21 protein-coding genes are annotated in these 25655 nt (G+C 61.1%); 10 read left to right on the top strand and 11 right to left on the bottom strand.

Features of this window, described 5'->3' with window-relative positions:
- Positions 1–139 precede the first annotated feature (139 nt).
- Positions 140–1288, top strand: coding sequence for a hypothetical protein (locus ABEA02_RS03240; protein ID WP_345531392.1), 1149 nt, complete (start codon positions 140–142; stop codon positions 1286–1288).
- A 76-nt stretch (positions 1289–1364) separates the two neighbouring features.
- On the opposite strand, the gene ABEA02_RS03235 is transcribed toward ABEA02_RS03240, so the two are convergent.
- Entirely contained in the window at positions 1365–3014 is a 1650-nt protein-coding gene (locus tag ABEA02_RS03235) for a hypothetical protein (RefSeq protein WP_345531391.1), read from the bottom strand.
- A 276-nt stretch (positions 3015–3290) separates the two neighbouring features.
- On the opposite strand from ABEA02_RS03235, the gene ABEA02_RS03230 reads away from it, so the two are divergent.
- The 5 genes from ABEA02_RS03230 to ABEA02_RS03210 all read left to right on the top strand — a co-directional run bounded on the left by ABEA02_RS03230 (position 3291) and on the right by ABEA02_RS03210 (position 9611).
- Positions 3291–3623 carry a cupin domain-containing protein gene (locus tag ABEA02_RS03230; RefSeq protein ID WP_345531390.1) on the top strand — a complete coding sequence of 111 codons (333 nt, stop codon included), beginning with the start codon at positions 3291–3293 and terminating at the stop codon, positions 3621–3623.
- 61 nt (positions 3624–3684) lie between these two features.
- A complete protein-coding gene (locus ABEA02_RS03225; protein WP_345531389.1) occupies positions 3685–4314 on the top strand; it encodes a VC0807 family protein in 630 nt (209 codons plus the stop codon).
- A 223-nt stretch (positions 4315–4537) separates the two neighbouring features.
- The gene (locus tag ABEA02_RS03220; protein WP_345531388.1) at positions 4538–7090 is read left to right on the top strand and encodes a sodium-translocating pyrophosphatase; all 2553 of its coding nucleotides are present in this window, start codon (positions 4538–4540) and stop codon (positions 7088–7090) included.
- 158 nt (positions 7091–7248) lie between these two features.
- Positions 7249–8754 carry a lysine--tRNA ligase gene (lysS, locus tag ABEA02_RS03215; protein WP_345531387.1) on the top strand — a complete coding sequence of 502 codons (1506 nt, stop codon included), beginning with the start codon at positions 7249–7251 and terminating at the stop codon, positions 8752–8754.
- A 263-nt stretch (positions 8755–9017) separates the two neighbouring features.
- Positions 9018–9611, top strand: coding sequence for a phosphoribosyltransferase family protein (locus ABEA02_RS03210; RefSeq protein ID WP_345531386.1), 594 nt, complete (start codon positions 9018–9020; stop codon positions 9609–9611).
- 91 nt (positions 9612–9702) lie between these two features.
- Here ABEA02_RS03210 and chrA read toward each other — a convergent pair whose 3' ends face one another.
- The 4 genes from chrA to ABEA02_RS03190 form a co-directional block, all read right to left on the bottom strand.
- Positions 9703–11061: a chromate efflux transporter gene (gene chrA, locus ABEA02_RS03205; protein WP_345531385.1), complete on the bottom strand. Its 1359-nt coding sequence runs from the start codon at positions 11059–11061 to the stop codon at positions 9703–9705.
- Positions 11062–11064: 3 nt separating this feature from the next.
- Positions 11065–12369 (bottom strand): hemolysin family protein, encoded by a 1305-nt coding sequence (locus ABEA02_RS03200; RefSeq protein ID WP_345531384.1) that lies wholly within the window; start codon positions 12367–12369, stop codon positions 11065–11067.
- A gap of 81 nt (positions 12370–12450) precedes the next feature.
- Positions 12451–14109 carry a DNA repair protein RecN gene (gene recN / locus ABEA02_RS03195; RefSeq protein ID WP_345531383.1) on the bottom strand — a complete coding sequence of 553 codons (1659 nt, stop codon included), beginning with the start codon at positions 14107–14109 and terminating at the stop codon, positions 12451–12453.
- A gap of 34 nt (positions 14110–14143) precedes the next feature.
- Entirely contained in the window at positions 14144–15040 is an 897-nt protein-coding gene (locus ABEA02_RS03190; RefSeq protein WP_345531382.1) for an NAD kinase, read from the bottom strand.
- Between the two features lie 93 nt (positions 15041–15133).
- Between ABEA02_RS03190 and hrcA the strand changes: the two genes are divergently transcribed.
- Genes hrcA through ABEA02_RS03170 form a run of 4 tightly spaced genes read left to right on the top strand, consistent with a single transcriptional unit; the run spans position 15134 to position 18429 of the window.
- Complete coding sequence (gene hrcA / locus ABEA02_RS03185) at positions 15134–16162, top strand: heat-inducible transcriptional repressor HrcA (protein WP_345531381.1); 1029 nt, start codon at positions 15134–15136, stop codon at positions 16160–16162.
- Positions 16163–16175: 13 nt separating this feature from the next.
- Positions 16176–16907, top strand: coding sequence for a hypothetical protein (locus ABEA02_RS03180; RefSeq protein WP_345531380.1), 732 nt, complete (start codon positions 16176–16178; stop codon positions 16905–16907).
- 41 nt (positions 16908–16948) lie between these two features.
- On the top strand, positions 16949–18043 hold the full coding sequence (gene hemH / locus ABEA02_RS03175; RefSeq protein WP_345531379.1) for a ferrochelatase: 1095 nt from the start codon (positions 16949–16951) through the stop codon (positions 18041–18043).
- Positions 18040–18429, top strand: coding sequence for a phage holin family protein (locus ABEA02_RS03170; RefSeq protein WP_345531378.1), 390 nt, complete (start codon positions 18040–18042; stop codon positions 18427–18429). Before hemH ends, ABEA02_RS03170 begins: the two co-directional genes overlap by 4 nt.
- Positions 18430–18439: 10 nt before the next feature.
- On the opposite strand, the gene pseI is transcribed toward ABEA02_RS03170, so the two are convergent.
- The 6 genes from pseI to ABEA02_RS03140 all read right to left on the bottom strand — a co-directional run bounded on the left by pseI (position 18440) and on the right by ABEA02_RS03140 (position 25637).
- Complete coding sequence (gene pseI, locus ABEA02_RS03165) at positions 18440–19504, bottom strand: pseudaminic acid synthase (protein WP_345531377.1); 1065 nt, start codon at positions 19502–19504, stop codon at positions 18440–18442.
- Positions 19505–19709: 205 nt separating this feature from the next.
- Positions 19710–20144: a GNAT family N-acetyltransferase gene (locus ABEA02_RS03160; RefSeq protein ID WP_345531376.1), complete on the bottom strand. Its 435-nt coding sequence runs from the start codon at positions 20142–20144 to the stop codon at positions 19710–19712.
- The gene (gene ftsB / locus ABEA02_RS03155) at positions 20141–20464 is read right to left on the bottom strand and encodes a cell division protein FtsB (protein ID WP_345531375.1); all 324 of its coding nucleotides are present in this window, start codon (positions 20462–20464) and stop codon (positions 20141–20143) included. The genes ABEA02_RS03160 and ftsB overlap by 4 nt, the downstream gene beginning before the upstream one ends.
- Before the next feature lie 22 nt (positions 20465–20486).
- Positions 20487–22304, bottom strand: coding sequence for a gluzincin family metallopeptidase (locus tag ABEA02_RS03150; RefSeq protein WP_345531374.1), 1818 nt, complete (start codon positions 22302–22304; stop codon positions 20487–20489).
- 89 nt (positions 22305–22393) lie between these two features.
- Complete coding sequence (locus ABEA02_RS03145; RefSeq protein ID WP_345531373.1) at positions 22394–24256, bottom strand: hypothetical protein; 1863 nt, start codon at positions 24254–24256, stop codon at positions 22394–22396.
- A gap of 88 nt (positions 24257–24344) precedes the next feature.
- Complete coding sequence (locus ABEA02_RS03140; RefSeq protein WP_345531372.1) at positions 24345–25637, bottom strand: trypsin-like peptidase domain-containing protein; 1293 nt, start codon at positions 25635–25637, stop codon at positions 24345–24347.
- Positions 25638–25655: the final 18 nt, after the last annotated feature.

The raw sequence follows: 25655 nt of genomic DNA, 5'->3' as shown, positions 1-25655 counted from the left end.
CACGTGTTTATGCGTGTCCGCTGGTGTCGGGATTGTCTGCATTTGCCGGGCAAGGCTGATCTTGTCGTCCAGAAAGGGCTCAGGCTTGGTGTACTGATATTTACATAATAAAGATTATCGATTTAAGTGCGATGGGTACATGGTCGTTGCCATAGACAAATACTGTTTGAAAACAGCAATGTTCCGGGCGACACGCCTGAACGACTTGATTGACAATGCGTCAATTGACAATGCGGTGGGCCTTGGAGAACATCGGGCCCGATCCCTTTCAACGCAGCACACAACCGGGGGCAACATGGCCGCGCAGTTCCGTATCTTGTTCGCAGGCGCCATTCTTGAAGGTTTTGAGTTGGCCGCGGTGAAGGTCGCGGCCGGAGACAAGCTCAAAGCCAATCCGGCTCAGGTAGATCGCCTGTTCTCGGGCAAACGCGCCGTACTCAAAAAGAACCTCCCGGATGACAAGGCGCAGCAGTATTTCCGCGTGCTGCGCCGTATCGGCATGGATGTGACGCTCGAACAGGAGGAGTCTCAGGAGCTTGAGCTGGAACCCATTCAGCTTGATCTGATGGCGCCAACTGCTGAAACAGCGCAAGAGACGCCGCCGGAAAACTACGACCCGGAAAAGACGCTGCTGAGCAATCCGGCTCTGGCTGCAGGACTGCTGGATACGCCTTCAAGGGATGCGCGAGCGTCGCTGGACGATTTGCCATCGCTTGACCCGGACTCTCAGGTTTCCACGGTAGCATCGAGTTCTCACGAAGCCACGATGATCGTTTCCCCCAAACAAGCCATAGAACTCATGCCCCAACAGTCCCCGCAAGAATCCCCGAGCATTCACGACGAAGCGACCCTGATTGTCAGCCGTGACGACGCCGCACGCATGCGCGCCCAGCTTCAAGCCGCCGCAACAGCACATTCGACGTCGGACGAAGCCACGTTGATAGTGAGCCCCTCGGACGCCGCCAAACTCATCGCACAACAGAAGGCGCCCGCAGCCAGCCCGCACGAAGCGACGATGATCGTCAATCAATCGGACGTGGCGGCGATGCTGAGCAAGCAAAAAGCAGCCGCTTCAAACTCTCACGAAGAAACCCTCGTGGTGAGTCCGTCCATGGTCAAGCAATTCGTTGCCGAGCAGAAAGCCGCTGCAGCTACGCCGCAACCCGCGGTTCAGCCCCCTGCCCAATCAAAGCCTCCCGCAGAAGTCTCGGGCAACAACACGGTGCTCTACTTCGGCATCTTCCTGGTTGTACTCGTGTCTGCAGTCGCCCTGTATCTGTTCTGGTAAAGCCCCCCTGCCCCAAAGCAAAAACGCCACGAAGTTCGTGGCGTTTTTGCTTGCTACTCCCCGATGCCAGGCGGGCTCAGGCGGCCTTTTTCATCGGGTAGATGAATTTCAGGTCGGTGATGTTCTTCTTGCCGATTTCCGGCAACAGCGCATCACCGTGGATGTAGCCACCCTGACTACGGAATGCCGGCACCTGATCGCCCTTGCCTTCCATGGTTGCGATCAGTGCTGCCAGTGCCAAAGGTTCGGCATCATCGAAGCGGCAATGGATATGACGTTCACTTGGCACAAAGAGGCCGCGGTGGGCGCGTTGCACGAAGATGCTTTCACCCAGAGCGCGCGCCAGGTCGAGATAGGCCGACGTGCCGGTCGCGCGCGCGATTTCGAGCACAGCGAAGAGCAGCGTCGAATCGTTGGCACGGGTTTCAAGATTGACCTGCGGGGCCTTGGGATTCTCAGGATTCCAGTTTCCGAGACCGAAATTGCGGGCCATCGCAGCAACCGTGGGCCACAGCTTTTCGCTACCGCTGGCAGCCCAGGCGGTGGCGTAAGACAGGAAGACGATAGGCGAGATCTTCTTGCGTTCGAAGACCATGCCTTTCTTGCCATAGAAGCCGAAGCGCTGGAACACGTGCCCCGTGAGGTCCTTGCCATCGGCGAACATGGGCTTGATCTCGTTGGTCTCGGGTACGTAGGCGTACTTTGCCCAGGCCTCCAGACCGGAGACGGTCCAGTCGAGGAGCTTCTTGCCCTTTTCGCCAAGCTGCCGTGCCATCGACACCTGCGCCAGCGAGCTGTCGCCGTAGATGCCTTCTGGGCCGTTGAGTGCTTCTTCATCCATCTTGAACAGCACCCAGGCTTCCATGGCCACAGGGCCGTATTCCGGACCGAACTGGCGCTGGGCGCGGTCACCGTAGAACGAGAAAGTGAATTGCGGATGGTTCTCGTCGGTCGGTGCTTCTTCGCGTTTGACCGGGCGATTGAACTGGTAACAGCCCAGACCGGTTTCGGGATAGCGCGTGCGGACGAATTGCCAGGCCATGAACTCGGCCCAGTCCAGCGCCCCCTGGTCGCCTTCAGCGAGGTACGACTGGCTGGCGGCATAGATCAGGTCGTTGCCGACGTTGACGAAAGACAGGCCCTTGGCCTCGCGCATGATCTCCAGGTCCTGGTTGCGCGGCTTGTTCCAGAAGCCCTCTTCTTCCATCGGCTTGCCGTATTCGCCATGGCGCGACAGCTCGACAGTGTCCCAGTTGGCGATGTGGCTGTTCCAGATGGCCTTGATGAGACGCGAAGTCGCAGCGCGATCGGTCTCGTACATCAGTTCGTAGAAGGGGTAATGGTGCTTGAGCTCATGCACCATGTTCTTGTTCTCGGGGCCCACCGTCTTCAGCGTCTTCATGTCGAAGAAGGAATGACCGCCCCAACAGAGCAGCCCACTGGGATCACGGTGGTTGAAGTGCCAGCGCAGCGCATCCTGTGCAGCGCTCTTGTAATCACTCTGCCCGGTCAGTGTGGTCAGCGCGCTCAGCGTCCGGAACAGGTTCTGCTGCGACGCGAGATTGGAGGGTTCCCAGTCCGTGCCATCGACGTTGCGCCAACGCACCGGCGCGCCGGAAAAGCTGTCGCAGCCATCAAAGAACAGCGGCGTTCCGTGATACGGATCGCGGTAACGGGTCAGGATTGTCTCCGCATAGCCACAAAGGTAATCGAGCACGTGTTTCATTTAAGCCTCTGATTCATTTGATTTTAATCCGCCTTCTCCGGTCGGGCATTCTAGCATCCCCGACCAGGCACGGCACCGGCTTCGGCGCTATGACAATTAACGTCAGGATCTACCTTTCCTGAAGTGCCACAGGCTATCGTCACGATAGTCATGCCCTGCACCGGCACAGGCATCTCATCGGATTAAATGGCGGCTGGACTTGGTCATACGCTGAATTCCTCGGCCGCAAGCGGTACAATCCCTGATCTGTTTCCCCACATAAACTGACTTCCAAACATGTTCATCTACAACGCAGATCGTCAGATCGAAGACCTCGGCGGCGGCGTCAGCCGCAAAATCCTCGCCCATGGCGGCACCATGATGCAGGTCGAAGTGCATTTCGAAGAGGGTGCCATCGGCCCCCTGCATAACCACCCCCATGAACAGCTGACTTTCGTGCTGTCCGGCGAGTTCGAATTCACCATCGGCGACGAGACGCGCATGGTCAAGGCCGGCGACACGCTGTACAAGCGCTCCGGCATCATGCATGGCTGCATCTGCCGCAAGAAGGGTGTGCTGCTCGACACCTTTACGCCGCAGCGCGATGACTTCCTGCCCGCCAAGAACTGATTCGTCTGCAGTACGCCAAAGCCGGTCGTCATGACCGGCTTTTTTCTTGCCCAGTGCCGACATGTTCGACCGCAAACGTCTCCATCTCATACTCGACCTGGGCTGCAACATCGCCCTCCCCTGGCTGGCCTATGTGCTCGCCAAGCCGCATCTGGGCGAGATGGGCGCGTTGCTCGTGTCGGCTGCGCCGCCCCTGCTGTGGGCACTTGTCGAACTCATCCGGCGACGCACGCTCGATGCACTAAGCATGCTCGTGCTCGGCGGCATCGGCCTGTCGCTCATCGCCATGTTGATGGGCGGCACACCACGTCTGTTGTTGCTGCGCGAGTCGCTGATCTCGGGTCTCATCGGCCTGGCCTTCCTTGTCTCGGTACCCTTTGCCAAGCCTCTCGTCTACTTCCTGGCACGTGCGACAGCCGCGCGTCAGGACAGCGCTGCACAGAGTGATTTCGATGCGTGGTGGCAGCTGGCGCCTTCGCGACAACTCCTGCGTGGCATCACGCTGGGCTGGGGTATCGGCCTCACGGCAGAGGCCCTCGTGCGTGCCCTGCTAGCCTGGCATATGGAGCCGGAGGACTTCCTGCTTTACTCCCCCTTCGTCAGCTACGGTCTTATCGGCTTGCTGCTGCTGTGGACGGCCTGGTACCGCCGTCGTTTTCTTGATCGCGAGCAATCCCGTCAAGGAAGCTGATCTGCCGCAAATTTGCTGCGTTGCACTTTTTGCCTGTGGTCAACCCGGATTTTCAAACGCCGTCCAAAAATTGCAAAAGGCGGCAGAGTTGTTTTGAATTTCGGGGCTTGTCCATTCCCTAGCGCCAACAGGCGCATCATCGTGGTGAGCCCACGAAATCCAGACCCTCCAGCTGCCGGATTCTGCACCGGTTTCCTCATCTCTCCCTGCTGGAGGCAAGACAATGTCAAACACGATAAAGCGCCTGTGGCTGCGTTCCCGGCATGCCCTGAGCATGTGCCTGCTGTCTGTCGCAGGCCTCGCATCAGGTGCTGCGGTGGCAGCTACGCATGGCGGTGAAGCCAATCTCGTTCTCCCCTCACTCAAGGATCTCTCCCTCGCGAGCTACGCGGGTGGCGTAAGCGCATGGCAACTGCTATCGCTGGGCCTCATCGTCTGTGTGGCGGGGCTCGTGTTCGGTGCCTGGAACTTCATGCAAGTGCGCAAGATGCCGGTCAACCGCTGCATGGCCGAAGTCAGCGAATTGATCTACGAAACCTGCAAGACCTACATGTTCACGCAGGGCAAGTTCCTGCTGCTGCTCGAAGTGTTCGTCGGCGCGATCATGATTGCCTACTTCGGCGGCATCCAGCACATGAGCGCCTTCGAGGTCGCCGTGATCCTGCTCTTTTCGCTGGTAGGCATTGCCGGTTCTTACGGTGTCGCCTGGTTCGGCATCCGCATCAATACCTACGCCAATAGCCGCACGGCCTTCGCGGCTTTGCGCGGCAAGGCATGGCACTGCTACGCCATCCCGATGAAGTCCGGCATTTCGATCGGCATGCTGCTCATCTCGACCGAGCTGCTGATCATGCTGGCCATCCTGCTGTTCATCGATCCTGCGCTGGCCGGCAAGTGCTTCATCGGCTTTGCCATCGGTGAATCGCTGGGCGCTGCTGCGCTGCGCATCGCGGGCGGCATCTTCACCAAGATCGCCGACATCGGCTCCGACCTCATGAAGATCGTCTTCAAGATCAAAGAGGATGACGCACGCAACCCCGGTGTGATTGCCGACTGCGTAGGCGACAACGCCGGCGACTCGGTGGGCCCGACGGCCGACGGCTTCGAGACCTATGGCGTGACCGGCGTGGCGCTGATCAGCTTCATCATGCTGGCTGTGCCCGAGGCCGCCACGCAGGTACAGCTGCTGGTGTGGATCTTCGTGATGCGTGTGATGATGATCATCGCCTCGGGCGCTTCGTATGCCATCAACGAAACCATCGCCCATGGCCGCCTGGGTCACTTGCCGCGCTTCAACTTCGAACACCCGCTGACCTCGCTGGTGTGGGTGACCTCCATCGCTTCGGTGATTCTGTCGGCACTCGTCTCCTGGCTGCTGATCGGTGACATCCAGATCGCTGGTCAGCATTACCCGGACCTGTGGTGGCAGCTGACCGCAATCATCAGCTGCGGCACGATCGCCGGTGCGGTGATCCCGGAAGTGGTCAAGGTCTTCACCTCTACCAGCTCGGGCCACGTGCGCGAAGTCGTCACCTCATCGCGCGAAGGCGGCGCCAGCCTCAACATCCTGGCGGGTCTCACGGCAGGCAACTTCTCTGCTTTCTGGATGGGTACGGTGATCGTCACCCTGATGTCCGGCGCCTTCCTGATCTCGCAGTTCGAACTGGCAGCCGTCATCAACCCGGACCCGGCCAAGGCCGGCATCATGGCCGCCGTCTTCGCTTTCGGTCTGGTGGCATTCGGCTTCCTTGGAATGGGCCCGGTGACCATCGCCGTCGATAGCTATGGCCCCGTCACCGACAACGCACAGTCCGTGTATGAACTGTCGCTCGTCGAGGAAGAGCCCAACGTTGAGGAAAGCATCCAGCGCGACTTTGGCTTCAAGCCTGACTTCAATGCCGCCAAGGATCTGCTCGAAGAGAACGACGGCGCCGGCAACACCTTCAAGGCCACGGCCAAGCCCGTGCTGATCGGCACAGCGGTCGTCGGTGCGGCCACCATGGTGTTCTCCATCATCATGCTGCTGACCGCCGGTCTCACCGAGAACATCGAGAAGCTCTCGCTGTTGCACCCACCCTTCCTGCTCGGACTCATCTCGGGCGGCGCCATGATCTTCTGGTTCTCCGGCGCCAGCATGCAGGCCGTGTCGACCGGTGCCTACCGAGCCGTCGAGTTCATCAAGCGCCACATCAAACTCGACACGGCCGTCAAGGCTTCGGTGGAAGACTCCAAGCGCGTCGTCGAGATCTGCACGCAGTACGCGCAGAAAGGCATGTTCAACATCTTCCTGGCCGTGTTCTTCGGCACCCTGTCCTGCGCCTTCTTCGAACCTTTCTTCTTCATCGGCTATCTCATTTCCATCGCCATCATCGGCCTCTACCAGGCCGTGTTCATGGCCAACGCCGGTGGTGCGTGGGACAACGCCAAGAAGATCGTCGAGACAGAACTACGTGCCAAGGGCTCCGAGCTGCACGCCGCCAGCGTGGTGGGTGACACGGTGGGCGACCCCTTCAAGGACACCTCGTCGGTGGCCATGAACCCCATCATCAAGTTCACGACGCTGTTCGGGCTTCTGGCCGTCGAAATGGCCGTGGGGCTGGCCGCACAAGGCCAGAAGGGACTAATGTGGAGCCTGGCCGGCGTGTTCCTGTTCCTCTGCCTCGTTTTCGTCTGGCGCAGCTTCTACGCCATGCGTATCGGCGGCAACGAGGATGCGGCTGAAGCAGTGACGCACGGCACTGCTGCCAGCGTGACGCCCGCCAGCAACCCAGCCTGAGCACCATCCCGCCAACAGGGCCTGCTGTTTGGCAGGCCCTCGCCTTTTCGTCTTTCGCTTTTCATTCAATGCCCTGTGTGACATGCCTGCGCCGATCCGTCACAATATCGCCCTTTCGCCAGCCACTCTGGCTGTGCAATGCGCATTGAGACCGGAACATGTCTGATCAGAACAACCAGAATCCCCCGCAGGACGAAAACCACATCATCGCGGAACGCCGCGCCAAGCTCGCCCAATGGCGCGAGACCGGCCGCGCCTACCCGAACGACTTCCGCCGCGAGAACATGGCGGACAAGGTGCACGCCGCCTACGGCGAAAAGAGCGCCGAAGAGCTCGAAGCTGCGCCCGTCAGCGTGACGGTTGCCGGCCGTGTGATGCTCAAGCGCGTCATGGGCAAGGCCTCGTTCATCACCATCCAGGACATGTCCGGCCGCATCCAGCTCTACGTGACGCGCGATGCGGTGGGTGAAGACGTTTATGCCGACTTCAAGACCTGGGACATCGGCGATTTCGTCGGCACCACCGGCACACTGTTCAGGACCAAGACTGGCGAGCTGTCGATCAAGAGCGACAACATCCGCCTGCTCTCCAAGTGCCTGCGTCCCCTGCCGGACAAGTTCCACGGCATGGCGGACGTCGAGCAGCGCTATCGCCAGCGTCACCTCGACCTCATCACCAACGAAGATTCGAAGAAGACCTTCATCGCGCGCAGCAAGCTGATCTCCGCGATCCGCCGCTACATGGACGGCCACGGCTTCCTCGAAGTCGAGACGCCGATGATGCACCCCATCCCCGGCGGCGCTGCGGCCAAGCCCTTCATCACGCACCACAATGCGCTGGACCAGCAGATGTTCCTGCGCATCGCGCCGGAGCTCTACCTCAAGCGCCTGGTCGTCGGCGGCCTCGAAAAGGTTTATGAGATCAACCGCAACTTCCGTAACGAAGGTCTCAGCCCGCGCCATAACCCCGAATTCACCATGATCGAGTTCTACGAGGCCTATGCGGACTACCGCACCCTCATGGACTTCGTCGAAGGCCTGCTGCGCCACGCCGCGCGTGAAGCGCTGGGCACCGAACAGTTCCAGTACCAGGGCCGCGACCTCGACCTGGGCAAGCCCTTCGACCGGCTCACTGTCGTGCAGGCCGTCATCAAGTACTGCCCGGAATTCACCGAAGCGCAACTCAACGATGAAGCCTGGCTCCGCGACGAACTCGCCAAACGCAAGGCCTTGCCGAAGGGCAATGTTGGCCTTGGCGCGCTGCAACTCGCGTTCTTTGAAGAGACCGCCGAAGCCCAGCTGTGGAACCCGACCTTCATCATCGACTACCCGGTCGAAGTCAGCCCGCTGGCGCGCGCCTCCGACGCCAACCCCGGCATCACCGAGCGCTTCGAGCTGTTCATTGTCGGCCGCGAAATCGCCAACGCCTTCTCCGAGCTCAACGACCCCGAAGACCAGGCCGCCCGCTTCCTCTCGCAAGCCAAGGCCAAGGAAGCCGGCGACGAAGAAGCCATGTACTACGACGCCGATTACATCCGCACGCTGGAAAGCGGTCTGCCGCCCACCGGTGGCTGCGGTATCGGTATTGATCGTCTGGTGATGCTGTTGACTGACAGCCCAGCGATTAGAGACGTAATCTTGTTCCCGCAAATGCGACCCGAATGAACGCATTCGCCTACTGCGCGGGCTGATCCCGAGACTCCGGTGCTCAACGTACTCACGTACGCCTCCGCTCCTCGTCTCGACCTCAGCCCGCTCGCTACGGCGCCTGCGTCCATTCTCCCTTTATGCCCAATCTTTCCGTCATTCTCGCCAGTTTTACAATCGGCGTAGCCGCACGACGCTCCCCTCGCCCGCTTGCGGGAGAGGGGTTGGGGAGAGGGCTTTCGCGGAATCCAAGGGCGAGAAATTGATTCAGGAGTAAGTTCATGTCCTTGACCGCCCCCTTCCCCGAACTGATTCACCGCATCAAGACGGAAGGGATCGTTCAGGGTAACGACATCCTCAAGATCGACCACTTCCTGAATCACCGCATCGAACCGGGCTTCATGCGGCGCATGGCGCAGGAAATTGCATCACGTCTCAGCAGCTTCAAGCCTGACTTCGTGCTCACCGCTGAAGCCAGCGGCATCGCCCCGGGCCTGTTGGTCGCGATGGAACTGGACGTACCGCTGGTCTATGCCAAGAAGTACCACCCGGAAGTCGAGACCCCCATGCTCTCGCGCGTGCTGCCCTCCCCCACCAAGGGCGGCAGCTACCGCATGGTGCTCAGCCAGCGCTATCTGCCATCAGGCAGCACGACGGTGATCGTCGACGACTTTCTCAGCAACGGCCGCACGGCACTGGCCTTGCTGGAGATGGCGCGAGAAGCTGGCGTAGCGGTGGCCGCTGCCGCCTTCCTCGTCGAGAAGACCTTCAAGCAAGGGCACGCCGCCATTACCGACGCGGGTGTGCCCCTCGTTGCGCTGGCGCAGGTCGATGCGTTGCTCGAAGGCAAAGTGATCCTGCGCGGCGACGCCTGAGTTTTTCGCAGGGTGGATAAGCGCAGCGCATCCACGCGTTGGCAAGGTTCGAAGGTGGATGCGCTGCGCTTATCCACCCTACCAAAGCCGCTCAGCTCAGGGCCAGCCTGACCACTAGCCCGATCACCCCACACGCCGCAATCACATGCATCACATTCGCCTTGAAGCGGAACAGCGCCACGCCCGCTGCCACGGCGATGGCGGCTGAGAAGGCATCGAACTGTCCTTCAAAGCCGGCTGGCCACAGCACGTGGTAGCCGAAGAACAGCGCAAGGTTGAGGATCACCCCCACCACGGCAGCGGTGATGGCCGTCAGCGGGGCAGTGAACTTCAGGTCGTTATGCGTTGACTCCACCAGCGGCCCGCCGGCGAGGATGAAAAGGAACGATGGCAGGAAGGTGAACCAGGTCACCAGCGTTGCCGCGATGGCACCGCCGAGCAGCAGGTTCCCGCCCACGAGGGCTTGCACATCGCTGGCCTGCCAGCCGCCGACAAAGCCGACGAAAGACACCACCATGATCAGCGGCCCCGGCGTCGTCTCGCCCAGGGCGAGGCCGTCGATCATCTGGGTCGGATTGAGCCAGCCGTAATGCGTTACCGCGCCCTGATACACGTAGGGCAGCACGGCGTATGCGCCGCCAAAAGTCAGCAACGCGGCCTTGGTGAAGAACCAGCCCATCTGCGTGAGTGAATGCGACCAGCCCAGCAACAGACTCAGCACGGCCATCGGGATGACCCACAGCGCAGCGCCCACAAGCGCGATCTTGAGCAGGCGCGGCCAGCGAAAGCGCGCATGCTCCGGCGTCGGCGTGTCGTCATCAATGATGGCCGGGCCCCAGGACTTGTCGGACTTGCCATGGCCGCCGCCCAGGGCAAAGCGCCTGGGATCGAAGCGCCCGCCGAGATAGCCGATCAGGGCTGCACTCGCGACGATGAGCGGGAACGGCAGGTGCAACGCAAAGATCGCCACGAAAGACGCAGCCGCAATGGCCCATAGCGCGCCGTTCTTGAGCGCGCGCGAGCCAATGCGGTACGCCGCGTGCAAGACGATGGCCGTTACGGCGGGTTTGATGCCGTAGAAGATGCCCGCTACCACCGGCACGTCGCCAAAGGCCATGTAGATCCACGACAAGGCAATGAGGATGAACAGCGAAGGCAGCACGAACAGCGCGCCGGCCACAATGCCGCCCCAGGTGCGGTGCATCAGCCAGCCGATGTAGGTCGCCAGCTGTTGGGCTTCCGGCCCCGGCAACACCATGCAGTAATTGAGCGCATGCAGAAAGCGCTTCTCGGAGATCCAGCGCCGACGCTCGACGAGCTCCTGATGCATGATCGCAATCTGCCCCGCCGGGCCGCCAAAGCTGATGAAGCCGAGCTTGAGCCAGAACAGGAAGGCTTCGCGGAAGCTCAACGGCGCTGGCGCCGATGGCGAAGTTGGCGGCGCAGTCATGCCTTAGCCCCCATCTTCCCCCGCCGGTGCCGGTAGCAATGAGGCCAGCACCTTGTCGATGCGCTTGCCATCCATGTCCATGATCTCGAAGGACCAGCCTTCCCACTCGATCTTGTCAGCTGTGTCGGGAATGCGCCCCAGTGTCAGCATGAGCATGCCGCTCAAGGTGTGGTAACGCTCCTTCTCTTCCTCCGGCACCGCCTTGAGATGCAGGCGATCCTTGAGCTCGGGAATGGGGATCAGTCCATCAAGCAGCCATGAACCGTCGTCACGCTGCACGGCCCAGGCGTCCTGCGCATGGCGCGTCTTGAATTCGCCCGTGATGGCTTCCATCACGTCTTTCAGGGTCACGATGCCCTGCACTTCACCGTACTCATCAACGATAAAGGCCAGCTGCACGCCAGAATCACGGAAGCTCTGCAGTAGCTCCATGCCGGTCAGGCTCTCGGGGACGAAAACAGGCGGTTGCAGGTTCTGCGTGAGGTCCGGTTGACCGCCGTGCACGATGGCGGAGAAAAGCTGCTTGGCGGTGATGACGCCAAGAATCTCATCGAGACTGCCCCGTACGACGGGCAGGCGGGTGTGTTCGGAATGCGCAATGAGCTGCAGGTTCTCTTCCCACGGCAAGGCGACGTCGAGATAGGCGATGTCACTGCGCGGCACCATCAGGGAGGTGATCTGCCGGTCGTCGAGACGGAACACATTGCGCACCATGGCGTGTTCCTGCTGCTCGATGACGCCCGAGCTGGAGCCTTCGGCCAGCATGGCATGGATTTCTTCTTCGGTGACGCCCGCATTGCCGACGTCATTCACGCCCAGCATCTTGAGAATCAGTTGGGTAGCGCCCGAGAGCAACTGGACAAAGGGTTTGGTCAGGGCCGCCAGCAGCAGCATGGGCCGCGAAACGAGACGGGCGATCGGCTCCGGGCGCAGCTGGCCGAGGCGCTTGGGCACCAGTTCGCCCAATACGATGGAGATGAAGGTGATGACAAGAACGACCAGACCTGTCGCAAGGTAACGGGCCGACTCGGTCTCCATGCCCAGATGCACCAGCCATTCACTGAAAGGCTTGGCAAAGACGGCTTCACCGACGATACCGTTCAGGATGCCGATAGAGGTGATGCCGATCTGCACGGTGGAAAGGAAGCGCGTCGGCTCCTCACCGAGCCGCACAGCGGCGAGCGCGCCGGGATCGCTCTCGTCGATGTCTTTCTGCATGCGCGCCTTGCGCGCAGTGACGAGTGCGATTTCCGACATCGCGAAGGCGCCGTTCAAAAGAATCAACGCCAGCAGTAAGGCTATTTCCATGAAGTCTGCGTGCCCTGTCGCACGCTGGTATGCAAATTCGTACAGTCAGCCCTGGGTGGCTGCGTTACTTGCTCGCGGGCCTCAACGCCCCAGCCCGAGCAGTTCGGCAGCATGGCTGCGTGTTGTTTCGGTGATGTTCACGCCGCCCAGCATGCGGGCGATCTCTTCAATGCGCCCCGCATCGTCGAGTACATCGAGGCGCGACAAGGTCACGCCGTCATGATTGTCCTTGGCGACTCGCCATTGCCAGTCCGCCTGTGCCGCCACCTGCGGCAGATGGGTCACACAAAGCACCTGGCGTGCCTGCCCCAGCTCGCCGAGGCGGCGCCCCACCATCTCAGCCACACGGCCGCCAATGCCCGCATCAACTTCGTCGAAAATCAAGGTGGGCACCGCCTGCGAGGCACTGGTTATCACCTGAATCGAGAGGCCGATACGTGACAACTCGCCACCCGAAGCCACCCTGGACAGCGGTTTGAGCGGCTGACTGGGATTGGCCGCCACCTGGAATTCGATTTTCTCCAGACCGGTTGCGGAACCTTCAGGTTCAGGAATCAGTGCGACTTCAAAACGGCCGCCCGCCATCGCAAGATCCTGCATGGCTGCCGTGACCTGTTCGCTCAGCAGACGCGCTGCACTTGCACGCTTCTCCGACAGCACACCGGCTTGCTTGCGGAACGCAGCCTCACACTGCTTCTCTCGTTCAGCCAGCGCAGCGGGGTCCGCCAGTGCGGTCAAGCTCTCAAGGCGCGTCCGGCTCTGCAGCAGCAGTTCCGACAGCTCTTCTGGCGGTACGCGGTACTTGCGCGAGGCAGAGACAATCGCGGAGATGCGTTGCTCGACCTCGACCAGTCGCGCTGGATCAAGCTCGACGCGATCACGATAACGGTTGAGTGCATGCCCGGCCTCATCTAGCCGGATGGCGGCTTCGTTGAGCAGCTCGGCAATGTCGCGAAGGCTGGCGTCATACTGAGCGAGCTCCGAGAGCTTCGCTGCCAGGCGTTCAGTCTCGCCCGCCAGCGGCATCTCGCCATCGGTAATCGCTTCGAGACTGCTGCTGACACCCTCGATGAGGCTGGCTGCGTGGGTCAGACGTGCATGCTCCTGGTTCAGCGGCTCCCACTCGTTGGCTGCGAAGGCCAACTCGTCGAGCTCTTTCACCTGAAAGCCGAGCATGTCCTGCTCGCGCTGCAGGCCGGCCTGTTGTTCAGCCGCCTCTGCACGCGCGCGACGAGCGTTGGCAAGCTCTTTCCACAAGCCACTGACTTCACGCGCCAGTGCGGTGATGCCGGCATGCGAATCGAGCAGGCCGCGTTGAGCATCCGCGCGCAGCAAAGCCTGGTGGGCGTGCTGACCATGGATGTCTGCGATGAACTCACCCAGCTCGCGCAGCTGCGTTGCCGTGGCCGGCATGCCGTTGATGTAGGCACGCGAGCGCCCCCCGCTGTCGACAACGCGACGCACGAGCAGCTCTTCGTCGGCATTGAAGTCCTGCGCCAGCAACCAGGGGCGTGCCGGCGAATCCGCTGCCAGATCGAACTCAGCGGCCAGATCCGCCTTCTCGCGCCCCGCGCGCACAACGCCGGCATCGGCGCGCTCACCCAGCAGCAACGAAAGGGCGTCAAGCAGGATGGACTTGCCAGCCCCGGTCTCGCCAGTCAGCGCACCGAAGCCCGGACGGAAGTCGAGCTCCAGACGGTCAACCAGAACGAAATCGGTGATCAGCAAACGACGCAGCATGGGGAGGCAGAAAGGCGAGAGTAGTGAAGGGAATTCAGGAAAAACTGGGGCTGGCGCTCCAGTGCAGCTTTTCGCGCAGCACGGCGAAGTAGCTGTAGTCAGCCGGGTGGATCAGGGTCACCGACTGCAGCGAGCGGCGCACCCTCACCACGTCGCCGCCACGCGCATCGAACGGCGCCTGGCCATCGAAATGGATGCGGGCGTCGTGCGGCGCCACCAGGGTGATCTCGACCACGCTGTCGTGCGACAAGGCAATCGGCCGATAAGTCAGCCCATGCGGACAGAGCGGCACCAGAACCATGCCGGCCAGCCGCGGATGCAGCAGCGGGCCATTGGCCGACAACGCGTACGCCGTCGACCCGGTCGGCGTGGCGACGATCATGCCGTCGGAACGTTGCGAGTAGATGTACTCCCCATCGACGACCAGCTCGAATTCGATCATGCGGCCGGTTTCTCCACGGCTGATGACCACGTCGTTGAGCGCAGTCGTCACCATCTTGCAGGCACCGTCTCGCAGCACCTCGGCTTCGAGTAGCACGCGGCGTTCGCGCAGGTACTGGCCGTCAAGGATCTCACCGAGACTGTCGAGCATGTTCTCGCGGCCCACATCAGTCAGGAAGCCCAGACGCCCCTGGTTCACCCCCACCAGCGGCACCGTGTGGGCACTGAGGCGGCGGGCCACGTTGAGCATCGTGCCGTCGCCACCAACGACCACCGCCAGCTCGGCCTGCTCGCCGATCTCTTCGTAGTTCAGCACCTGGGCGCCGCCGACACCGCCAACGACGCGCGCCGTCTCTTCATCGACGAGAACGGTCAGGCCACGCTTCTGCAGATAGGCTGACAGACGGCCCAAGGCTTCGGCTGCCTCGGCACTCTGGTATTTGCCGATCAGCGCGACGACCTGGAATTCCGGCGCGGGAGAGTTGTCCATACCCGAATTAAACCACATCGCCCGGTCGTCATTCCGGACTCGGCCGGCCGCAAACTCGCATAAAATGGACTCATCGACCCGTCTCCCGTGCCAATGAACCAGCAGCTCGACTCCCGCGCCCGCCTTCTGCTCAAGACCCTGGTGGAGCGCTACATCAGCGAGGGCCAGCCCGTCGGCTCACGTGCGCTGTCACGCCAGTCGGGTCTCGAACTGTCGCCGGCGACGATCCGCAACGTCATGGCCGACCTGGAGGACATGGGCCTTATCAGCAGCCCGCATACCTCCGCCGGTCGCATCCCGACCGCCCTTGGCTATCGCCTGTTCGTCGATAGCCTGCTGACTGTCAAGCCGCTCGGGCAGACCGAAGTGCGCGAGCTCGAAAGCCATATCCAGCCTGACGAGCCGCGTCGCGTCATTTCTGCCGCCTCCAACCTTCTGGCCGAACTGACCCAGTTCGCAGGTGTCGTCGTTGCGCCGCGCAAGGAGGCCGACAAGGTCCGCCAGATCGAATTCGTCAGCCTGTCGGAATCGCGCGTCCTGCTGATCATCGTGACCCTGTCGGGCGATGTGCAGAACCGCATCCTGCACACGCAGCGCCCTTACACGGCTTCAGAACTGACGACGGCCGCCAACTACCTCAATCATCACTGCGCGGGCCTCGCCTTCGGCGAAATGCTCGGCCGCTTGCGTGACGAGCTGGTTCAGCTGCGTTCCGACATGGTCGAGCTGATGACAGCCACCATCAACGCCGGCAGCCAGGCGCTGGAAGACCAGCAGGGCTACGTCATCTCCGGGGAGCGTCACCTGCTGGAGGTGAACGATCTGTCGTCCGACATGGGACGATTGCGCGAGCTGTTCCGGCTGTTCGAGCAGAAATCCGGTCTGGTCTCCCTGCTCGACCTCTCGAACAAGGCCGACGGCGTGCAGATCTTCATCGGCGGCGAATCCGGCATCAACTCGCTGGACGAATGCAGCGTAATCACTGCGCCATACGAGGTCGATGGCCAGATCGTCGGCACGGTCGGCGTCATTGGCCCGACACGCATGGCGTACGAGCGCGTCATTCCCATCGTCGACATCACAGCGCGGCTGCTCAGCAGTGCGCTGTCGCATCAGTCCTGAGGTGCGCCAGGCCGTGACCCGACTGCCAGCCCTGCTCTTCACTGCCCTACTCCTGGCCGTCAGTGCCTCCGCCGGGGCACAAACGCTTTATCGCTGTGGCAACACTTACCAGGACAAGCCCTGCCAGGGCGAACCGGGCCGTGTCGTTGTCGAAGGCAGTTCCGCACCGGCAGTCAGTAGCGCCCCCGCCAAACCTGTTGATGAGTTCTGTCGCAAGCAGGGTCAGACAGCCGCAGAATTCCGCTGGGAGAAGGAAGGCGGGCGCACGATTGACCAGCAGCTGGCGCGCGACCCGGCCAACGAAGCTTTCGCCCGCTACGTCTATGCCAAGCGCGGTTCGGCCCACGAAGTGCGCCGCATCGTTGAACGCGAGTGCATGGACACCGGCGAGCGCAAGACCCAATCCGGCCCCTCCGCCAGCGCCGGAGCGGGCGGCTTCATCGCCGCCCAGCCACGCAGCGTGGTGCAGACATCGTCAGCCTCGAGCAGCGAAGAGAGCACCGAGCCGCGCCGTGGTGGTGGCATCACACGTGAGGATCGTCTGCAGACGCCCAACCGCAACATCGACGAAACCTTCTGCCGCTCACTCTTCGACCGCGAGAAAAAGCTGATCGAGCAACAGATGCAGTACGGAGCCAAACCTGTGCCGGAGAGCATCAAGCAGCAGCTGCGTGAAGTAGCCGATCTGCGCAAGACCGCCAACTGCACCGGCACGCCTTTCGACCCTCCGACCAACAGACGCTGACCCTCTACCGGCCTGCAGCCTCAATGGCCTGACCCGACCTGATGCCCTATCTCACCGAACCCTCGATCGCTCACGACCGTCCGCCCAGCATCGGCATCCTGCTGATCAACCTCGGCACCCCTGACGAACCCACCCCTGCAGCAGTCAAGCGCTACCTCAAGGAATTCCTCTCCGACCCGCGCGTCGTCGAGATTCCTCGCGCGCTGTGGTGGCTGATCCTCAACGGCATCATCCTCAATACGCGCCCCAAAGCTTCAGCCGAAAAGTACGCCAAGGTGTGGGGCAAGGACGGCTCGCCGCTGCGTGTACATACCGAGAAACAGGCCAAGCTGCTGCAGGGCTACTACTCGCAGGGCGCGCAGGCCAATGTCGTCGTCGAATATGCCATGCGCTATGGCTCGCCGGACGTGGCTTCCGCCATCCAGAAGCTCAAGGCGCGCGGCTGCACGCGCATCCTGGCGGTGCCCCTCTACCCGCAATACGCCGCCAGCACGACGGCCAGCGCAGTCGACGCCATTGGCGCCGCTTATGCACAGCTACGCAACCAGCCCGAGCTGCGCATCGTGCGCAACTTCCACGACCACCCCGGCTACATCAGCGCCCTCGCCAGTAGCGTGCAGGCGCACTGGCAGAGCAATGGCCGTGGCGAGCTGCTGGTCATGAGCTTTCACGGCGTGCCGAAGTTTTCGCTCGACAAGGGTGACCCGTATTTCTGCGAGTGCCACAAGACGGGACGCCTGCTGGCTGAAGCGCTGGGACTCAAGGAGGGGCAGTATCTCGTGACATTCCAGTCACGCTTCGGCAAAGCCGAATGGCTCAAGCCCTATACGCAGCCGACACTGGAAACGCTGGCGGGCAAGGGGGTAAAGCAGGTGGACGTGATCTGTCCGGGCTTTGTATCGGACTGCCTGGAGACGCTGGAAGAAATCGCCATCGAATGCCGCGCGGCCTTCATTGCCAAGGGCGGCAAGGCGCTTAACTACGTGTCCTGCCTCAATGAGCGTCACGACTTCATTTCGGCACTTGTTTCGCTTACCCAGCGTCACATGCAGGACTGGTTGGCTCAACCGGTACCTGACGCCGCAGCCTTGCGCGCACGTGCCGAGCGTGCCCGCGTTGCAGGGAGTGCCTTATGATCCTCATCTCCATGCTTTTACGGGGTGGGCTCAATGCGCTGGCGCTGATGCTGTTGCCCTCGTTGATGGACTCTGTGGCCGTCGATGGCTTTGTACCGGCCCTCATCACCGGCATGGTCATTGGCGTGTTCAACGGGCTGATCCGCCCGCTGCTGTTCCTGCTGACTCTCCCCGTCACGGTGCTGAGCCTGGGGTTCTTCGCGCTGGTGATCAACGCCCTGCTGTTCTGGGCCGCGACCTCGCTGGTGCCGGGCATCTCGGTCAGTGGCTTCTGGAGCGCCTTCTGGGCGGCGCTGATCTACAGCGTGCTGAGCAGCCTCGTAGATGCCGCAGTCGGCGGCAAACCGTCTAGCGTTCGCTTCCAGCGCCTGCCGCGGGAAAACTGATCCGGCGGACTCAGCTCAACAGGTCCCAGCTCATTGGCGTGCCGCGCTTGATGTCTCGCGCCGCCTTGCGGCCCATTACGTGCTCAGTGTGTTTGGGCAGCAAGCCCATGCCGGGACGAATGGCGCGCACGTTCTGCGCGCTGAACGCCTCGCCGGCCTTGATGTCCGTCACGACATACAGCGAGCGACGGAATCGCACCGAGCCCTCTTCCTGCAAGCCGCGGCCATAGCGCACACTGCCGATTGCTTGTTGCGCCACAGCGGTTTCCTTGATCAGCATGCGCACCTCATCGGGCTCCATCGAGAACGCGCTATCCACACCACCGTCTGCGCGGCGCAGGGTGACGTGCTTCTCGATGACGCTGGCACCCAGCGCCACAGCCGCCACGGCCACACCGATGCCCATGGTGTGATCCGAGAGCCCCACTTCGGTTCCGAAAGCTTCGCGCAGATGCGGAATGCTCATGAGGTTGATTTCGGAAGGTGACGCCGGATACGCACTGGTGCATTTGAGCAGGACGATCTGTTCGCAGCCTGCTGCGCGCGCTGTCGCAACCGTCTCGCCGATTTCGCTCAGAGAGGCCATGCCGGTCGAGATGATCAGCGGTTTGCCTTGCGAAGCGGCCTTGTGGATCAGCGGCAGATCGGCATTCTCGAAGCTGGCGATCTTGTAGCAAGGCACATCCAGGCTTGCGAGAAAATCGACAGCCGTGGGATCGAAGGGTGTGGAGAAGGCCAGCATGCCGCGCTTTCTGGCACGTTCGAAAATCGGCTCGTGCCAGGCCCATGGGGTATGCGCCTCCTCATAGAGGTCATAGAGCGTGCGGCCGTGCCAGAGGCTCTTGGGATCGTCAATCAGGAAGTCGCCATCGCGGATGTCCAGGGTCATGGTGTCCGCGGTATAGGTCTGCAACTTCAGCGCATGTGCCCCAGTGTCAGCAATGGCATCGACGATCTCCAGGGCGCGATCCAGCGACGCGTTGTGGTTGCCGCTCATCTCGGCAATGAAGAACGGCGCGGCGTTGGTGCCAACGGGACGGCCACCGATCTCGATCATGTTGCGCCTCACACTCATGGACTTTGGGGAGTCTGAAGCTTAGGCCCGGGGCGCGGCCTGCCATGGCGGGATTTGCTGCTGGATCGAGGCGCAAATTGCGCGTTCCGGAGTCCCGACAGCCATGGCAGTGTCCGCACCGACTCTGGCCAGGCGCGCCGACGAGCACAGTACGCTTGTAGTGCAAGGAGCCGTAACAACGCCAGAGTCGGTTTGCGGATGCTTCCTAGCGCAGGTAGTGCCGCACGCCGTCCTCGTTCTTCACGCACAGGAAGCCAGCCGCTTCTGCCATACGCCATGAAGCGACGTTCTCGTCCTTGATCTCGGCCCGCATGATCTGGCCCGGCAGCATCTTCACAGCAGCCTGCAACAAGGACGTCCCCAGCCCTTTGCCACGCGCCTCGGGCGCCAGCATCCAGGACAGCAGGTACTCGCCGCCGGTCCAGTCGGCGCGGATCGAGCCCACTGTTTGACCATCAGCCAGCTCGGCAATCCACAGGCGGCGCTGCGGATCCGCCAACACTGTCGCGAACCAGGACATGTGCTGTTCGGCAGGAACCAGATCGGGAGTGTGGCTCGCCGCGCGCGTCTGCGGATCATTACGCCAGCGCAGCAAGGCCTCCGCATCGGCGGTGGTCGCCGGGCGCAGGCTCAGGCTCAACGCGCGGGCCCCTTGCCTTGCGCGTCCTTGTCTGGCGCTGGTGCCACTGGAGATTCAGGCGTCTGGATAAAGACCTCACCCGGTTTGACCAGACCCAACTCGAAGCGCGCACGCTCTTCAATGGCGTCGTAGCCGGACTTCAGATCCTTCACGTCCGCCGCCATGTTGGCATTGCGCTTCTCAAGCGTCTCGTTGTGCTCTCGCAGGCTCTGTACCTCGGTCTGAGCCTTCTGCATGTGCCACCAGCCACCCTTGCCGAACCACAGCGGGTACTGAAGCAGAATCAGCAAAGCAGCGAGGATGATCAAAGGCCAGCGCAAGGGAGTCTTTCGTTCAGCACGTTCAGAGTGTTTCCAGCCAGCGGTCGAGCGCCTTCATGAAGTCTGCCATTTTCATGCCGGTGAAAGCTTCGAAGGCAAGCTGCTCTTTCTCCCGGGATCTTGAACCATCGCGGAAGTATTTCAGCAAGGCGGGATAGTAATCCTTGCCCAGCCGCTCCTGCAGGAACTCAAGCATCAATCCGGCCATCTTGTAGGGCTGCTTACCCGACCGGCTGAGCGCCATCCAGTCGTCAAAACCTGCATCCAGCAGCTCTGAAGGTTTGGTTGTTGCAACGCCTCTGGCCTTGTACCACTCGATGCATTGAGCCCGCCAGTCACCAATGACAAATTTTGCCGAAGGGTCCGACGGCATGCGCCGCGCCATCAGGTAAGAAATCTGTTCCGCGCTGCCTTCCTTGATCCAGCGCTGCAAGCGGCGTCCCGTATTTCCCGCCAGCTGGTTCTGCAGTTCGTGTGCAAGCTCGTGCAAGACCAACAAGGTTGCACTCTCCCAAACCTCTTCGGCGGGCGTCGCGGCATACAGGCCGGTGATGATCTGGCCATCGGCACTGGCCAGTCCGTCTGTTCCCTCTGCGGCCAGGCGCGCAGCGCTGGCCGACGATCCGAACTTGTCACGCAAAGTCCGCTCGTAGTCCTCCCGATTGGTTACGACGTACACCCGGGTGGGATCCTGGAGCCGAACACCCCACTGCTCGTTGAGGACGCTCTCGAACTGGGCGACAGCCTGATTCACCACGGGTAACCAGCGTTCGCGTACCTGCCTGCTCCAGTCGTTTTCACTCGTGACTCGCAGTTCGACGCGGATGCCTGAATCCTTGCGCAGTTGTGGCACAACAAGCTGGTCATCCACCGCGAGTAGCTTGCATCCCAATGGGGTGATGCTGCCACAGTCCCTCAGGGCGCGTTCGATGGCATCTGGTGACTCACTGACATAGACCCACGCCCCTCGCCGCGAATAGACGAATGCTTTGGGCGCCCCCGCTTTGAGATACCGACGAAAGCCTTCAACGAAGGAATTGAAAGTGAACGGGAGGCTGGACTCATCTTCCAGATCTGCCGGCCCAGAAGTGGGGGGCACAGGGCCATCATGAGCGGGGGTTGAGGCCTGTAGCGTAGTAACGGCGAGCTTTGCTTCGTTGCGGAATTTTTCGACAGACACACCAAAAGCAGGCTCAAAGGCTCGTTCAAAGCTTGCTCCCGCACGCACCGCCGACACAACAGCCAACCAGGCGCTATCGAATCTTTGCGGTACTTTCTGGGCGAGCCGATGAACCGCGAATGTCGACATCAGCCTGAATTCGGCGTCATCAACGGGTGTTCCTTCGGAACTGAGATCCATTGCCGCCAGGAGCGATGTCTCTCCCAGCCTGTCGCGTCGCATCTGGCTGAGCATTTCCGCCGTGAAGTCCGCGCTGCGAACATCCTGATCCTTGAATGCATCAACAATGCTGTAGCCCACGTAGGGCGGCAGACCTGCCTTGAACCAGCGGGGCAACTCTTCCTCGACGTCCCCCAGAACCTCATGCAGGTACTGTCGGGTGCGCCATGCGATTGCGGCGGAGACCGCGTCACGATAGATCGTTGAGGGATAAGACGCATAGACCGGTAATGCCATGTCAGGCTTGCCCTTGAAGCGCTCTGCCAACGCCTTGTGCTGCTCTTCCGTTGTCACAAGCACATACGGAGGGGGCGGCCCGGGTACCCTGCCGCCAGCGTTGCTGATCTTCCGGTTGAACTCCTGCAAAGCCTGCTCGACCCTTGGCTTCCACAGCGCCTCAGCGAGGGATGTCGCATCCTCGTCACCAGAAGCAACGCGCACACCCGGGCTGACACACGCAGTAATCAGTGCACAGCAGCACAACTCCACAAGTGGCTGAAGGACACGCTTCCAGCACACAAAAAGTGGCCTCACAGAGTCTCCAGCCATTTCTTGAGACTAACCATATAGGCTGCCCGGCTCACACCGAAACATGCTTCAAAGGCCTTCTCCTCCTTCTCTCCCTCTTTTGCGGCCAGCGCCCAGTAGCGAAACACCGCGGGAAAGTATCCGTCACCAAGTCGATCGGCCAGATGGACCGACATGATGCCGGCCATCTGGTAGGGATTGAGGCGCTCTACCATTTGCCGGGTCCACTGTTCGCCATTGGCGGTCATGACGTTCTCAGGTTTTGTCAGCGTCCTGCCGCGCAAGCGATACCACTCGATCAGCGACTCCCGCCAGTCTTCCAGCACATATTTGGCCGAAGGATCCCGATCCAGCTCTTTTCCAACGAGATAGGCCAGGTGATCCGCAGTGGCCTCTTCGAGCCAGCGCGCAGAACTGAAGCCAGCGCTATCCCCCTGTATCTGCCCCTGCAACTCGTGCGTCAATTCGTGCAGGGTTCTCGTGATTACGACTTCCCATAGCATCTCAGGAGGCGTATTGGGGTACAGCGCCACGATCATCTGTCCGCGCTGATTCGACGTTCCGCCTGCAACCGAGGCCGACGTTTCGGCCCTGGCGGCAGAGAGACGCAGTTGATCGCGCAACGCTCGTGAATAATCCTCACGACTGGTTACCACGTAAATCCGCACTGACTCCTTCAGCGAATAGCCAAGCCGTTTCTGTACGATTTCGTTGAAGTGGTCCACCGTCTTGCGCAGCAAAGGCATCCACTTGGACTGGACCTCCTTGATCCAGGCATCATCACCCGTCGAAGCCATGCGTACATCGATCTCGGGCTTGGGCGAACGCACCGGGCGGACAAAGCGTCCGTCCAGAGAGATCACCTTGCAGCCCAATGGATCAACCGTCGCGCACTGCTCCAGCGCCAGCGGTATGGCTTCGGCACGATCATCGAACGACACGCTGGCGCCCGATCTCGCCCTGACGAAGGCTTTTGGGGAGGCCAGTTTTTCATAGCTGGCGAAATGATCGCGCATGCTCTTCGTCGTCAGCAGCGCGCGTCCGCTTTCTTCATCCAGATCCTCCCAATCCGCAAGAGATTGTGCGTGCACTCTCTTCTGCTCGCGCAAACCCTCAAGCCTGCGATCAACCTGGGTTGCAAATACCTCCGGCGTCAGTCCAAACGCAAGCTGAAAGGCTTGCTCGGCGCTACTCGCGATTGCCAACTGGCGAAGATAGTTCGCCAGTGAAGGATAGAAATTTTCTCCCTGCTGGTTTCGTAGCGTCTGAGCCATGAAATTCGCCATAGCAGTGAATTTCCCGCTCGATTTGACCTGGCGCTGCTTGAGAAGCTTCACGGGATCCAGACGGTCTTCGGTTTTCCGCAACTCAGCCTCGTCATCACTACGCAGGATGCGTTCGGTTAGCGTGTCCTTGCCATGGCGGCCTCTGAGAACATCCAACGCAATTTCGTTAGTGATTCCCGTAACAAACCACTCAGGTGAGCGACGAGCCTCATCGAGACCTGCGCGTTCGAATAGCAATCGAGCAGAAGCCCGGACGGGGTTGAGTACAGTACGTGTCTGCTGAACGTCGGGAAACGAGTTGTTGAGTGTCACCACCAGTGCAGTCGGCTGAGCGGCCTTTGCCTTGTCGGCATTGGCTTTGGTCGCTGCGACCAGAATCTGGGTTGTTGATACGCTGGACTGCTTCAATTTGCTCCTGGCCAAGGCCACATAGTCTTCCTGAGCCTGAACGGTCGCTGGAAGCAATTTTTCCTGCAGGTAAGCCGCCGCTTCGGGCGAGTGACCGGGAGCAAGAGAGACAGAAATGCTTGCGCAGCCGCCCAGATAACACAGGCTGAGCACACCAAGGAATCGCAACATGGGATTCAAGTATCCAGAGAAAAGATGACAGATCACGCTGGCATGATATCCGGGCAAGGAGCGCACACCCAGCACACCCGGGCTAATGTCATTTACGGTTGCAAACCATCCGCATGCCTCTGTCGATAAACACAACCAGTCGCGATTCGGTGACTTCTTCGATCTTGCCCTGCAGTGCGTCGGCGCTGACCAGACGCACATTCTTGCCATCAGTCGTGTAGTAGCCATTGAAGGTCTTACCCTTCTTGGCCAGCGTCAGCTGCCCGTTCACATGGAAGGTGATGTCGATGTTGTGTCCCGTCACCGGATCGAAGCAGGCCCAGCTACCAAGCAGCTTGGGATCAGGATTGACATTCGAAGGACGGTAGGGCGGAACGCCACTGTCTGCCGCCTGTTTGACGTCTGGCCGGCTGTTGAGGCGATCACGCATCTGGCCTATCCATTCCGCCGGTACGGCGAAATTGAGGTTCTGTCCGTAGGCATGCTGGAAGGTCACGATGCCGACCAGAGTGCCGCGCGCGTCGAACAGACCGCCGCCGCTGGACCCAGGCGAAACGGGTGCTGTCGTCTGGATCACCGTACCGTTTTCAACCTTGCGCAACGCCGACACGATGCCGTCACTGATGGTGAGCTCGAGGCCGCGCGGCGCGCCAAGTGCGTAGACCTTCTGGCCCGTTTTGAGAATGTCGGTGCCTCCAATCCGGACTGCCGGAGCGCCAAGGCCGACTACAGACAGCCGGCACAGATCGAACTCCTCATCGGCCGTGGTGACGCTGGCGCTGTACTCATTCTCGCCCAGCTTGATCTTGTGACTGGCGCCACTGCGCGTGACATGGCAGTTCGTGATCAGCTCGCCAGGGCCGATGACCACTGCGCTTCCGGTGCCCAGCGTCTGGCCCATGTTATCCATGGTGCTGACAAGAGCAATGCTGCGCGACAGGTTGGCGTAGAGTTCTTCCGGGCTCAAATCCTTGTCAGCGACCGGGACAGGTACATTAGCGCCATCAAGCTTGATGACATGCACATTGTTTGTCACGGCAGGCAACTGCGGCGCAGTTCCCCCTTTGTGCGAATACCACCACCAGGCCAAACCAACAAGAATGACGAAGGCAATCCCCATCCACAGCGGCGCGCGTGAGCGTGGTCCCTCATCGGCCTCCGCAATTTCCGACACGGCGACCTTGACCAGGGACTGGTCATAGATCGCACGACGCGATGCGTCAGACAAGGTGCGGAAGGCTTCCTTCAGGAACATCACCTCGTTGGGGTCCATCTGTGCGGCCGATTCAAGCTGCTTCTGACGCGACTCGAATGCACTCTGGATGTCCGCAGCTGAGGCAGACTGAGGTACGCCAAGGATCTGGTAGAGGGTTCTCTTCATGTCGGAATGGCCTGGATG

The organism is Viridibacterium curvum (assembly GCF_039544165.1).
Taxonomy (GTDB): domain Bacteria; phylum Pseudomonadota; class Gammaproteobacteria; order Burkholderiales; family Rhodocyclaceae; genus Viridibacterium; species Viridibacterium curvum.
Note: the sequence above shows the minus strand (reverse complement) of the source record. Positions and strands in the feature narration are given on the sequence as shown.

What these genes read in the sequence shown, in the direction of transcription:
- ABEA02_RS03140 (WP_345531372.1), bottom strand. Translation starts at nt 25,637, where the DNA reads ATGAAGAGAACCCTCTACCAGATCCTTGGCGTACCTCAGTCTGCCTCA.
- ABEA02_RS03225 (WP_345531389.1), top strand. Translation starts at nt 3,685, where the DNA reads ATGTTCGACCGCAAACGTCTCCATCTCATACTCGACCTGGGCTGCAAC.
- ABEA02_RS03240 (WP_345531392.1), top strand. Translation starts at nt 140, where the DNA reads ATGGTCGTTGCCATAGACAAATACTGTTTGAAAACAGCAATGTTCCGG.
- ABEA02_RS03200 (WP_345531384.1), bottom strand. Translation starts at nt 12,369, where the DNA reads ATGGAAATAGCCTTACTGCTGGCGTTGATTCTTTTGAACGGCGCCTTC.
- hemH (WP_345531379.1), top strand. Translation starts at nt 16,949, where the DNA reads ATGCCCTATCTCACCGAACCCTCGATCGCTCACGACCGTCCGCCCAGC.
- recN (WP_345531383.1), bottom strand. Translation starts at nt 14,109, where the DNA reads ATGCTGCGTCGTTTGCTGATCACCGATTTCGTTCTGGTTGACCGTCTG.
- hrcA (WP_345531381.1), top strand. Translation starts at nt 15,134, where the DNA reads ATGAACCAGCAGCTCGACTCCCGCGCCCGCCTTCTGCTCAAGACCCTG.
- ABEA02_RS03190 (WP_345531382.1), bottom strand. Translation starts at nt 15,040, where the DNA reads ATGGACAACTCTCCCGCGCCGGAATTCCAGGTCGTCGCGCTGATCGGC.
- ABEA02_RS03145 (WP_345531373.1), bottom strand. Translation starts at nt 24,256, where the DNA reads ATGTTGCGATTCCTTGGTGTGCTCAGCCTGTGTTATCTGGGCGGCTGC.
- pseI (WP_345531377.1), bottom strand. Translation starts at nt 19,504, where the DNA reads ATGAGTGTGAGGCGCAACATGATCGAGATCGGTGGCCGTCCCGTTGGC.
- chrA (WP_345531385.1), bottom strand. Translation starts at nt 11,061, where the DNA reads ATGACTGCGCCGCCAACTTCGCCATCGGCGCCAGCGCCGTTGAGCTTC.
- lysS (WP_345531387.1), top strand. Translation starts at nt 7,249, where the DNA reads ATGTCTGATCAGAACAACCAGAATCCCCCGCAGGACGAAAACCACATC.
- ABEA02_RS03170 (WP_345531378.1), top strand. Translation starts at nt 18,040, where the DNA reads ATGATCCTCATCTCCATGCTTTTACGGGGTGGGCTCAATGCGCTGGCG.
- ABEA02_RS03235 (WP_345531391.1), bottom strand. Translation starts at nt 3,014, where the DNA reads ATGAAACACGTGCTCGATTACCTTTGTGGCTATGCGGAGACAATCCTG.
- ABEA02_RS03230 (WP_345531390.1), top strand. Translation starts at nt 3,291, where the DNA reads ATGTTCATCTACAACGCAGATCGTCAGATCGAAGACCTCGGCGGCGGC.
- ABEA02_RS03220 (WP_345531388.1), top strand. Translation starts at nt 4,538, where the DNA reads ATGTCAAACACGATAAAGCGCCTGTGGCTGCGTTCCCGGCATGCCCTG.
- ABEA02_RS03210 (WP_345531386.1), top strand. Translation starts at nt 9,018, where the DNA reads ATGTCCTTGACCGCCCCCTTCCCCGAACTGATTCACCGCATCAAGACG.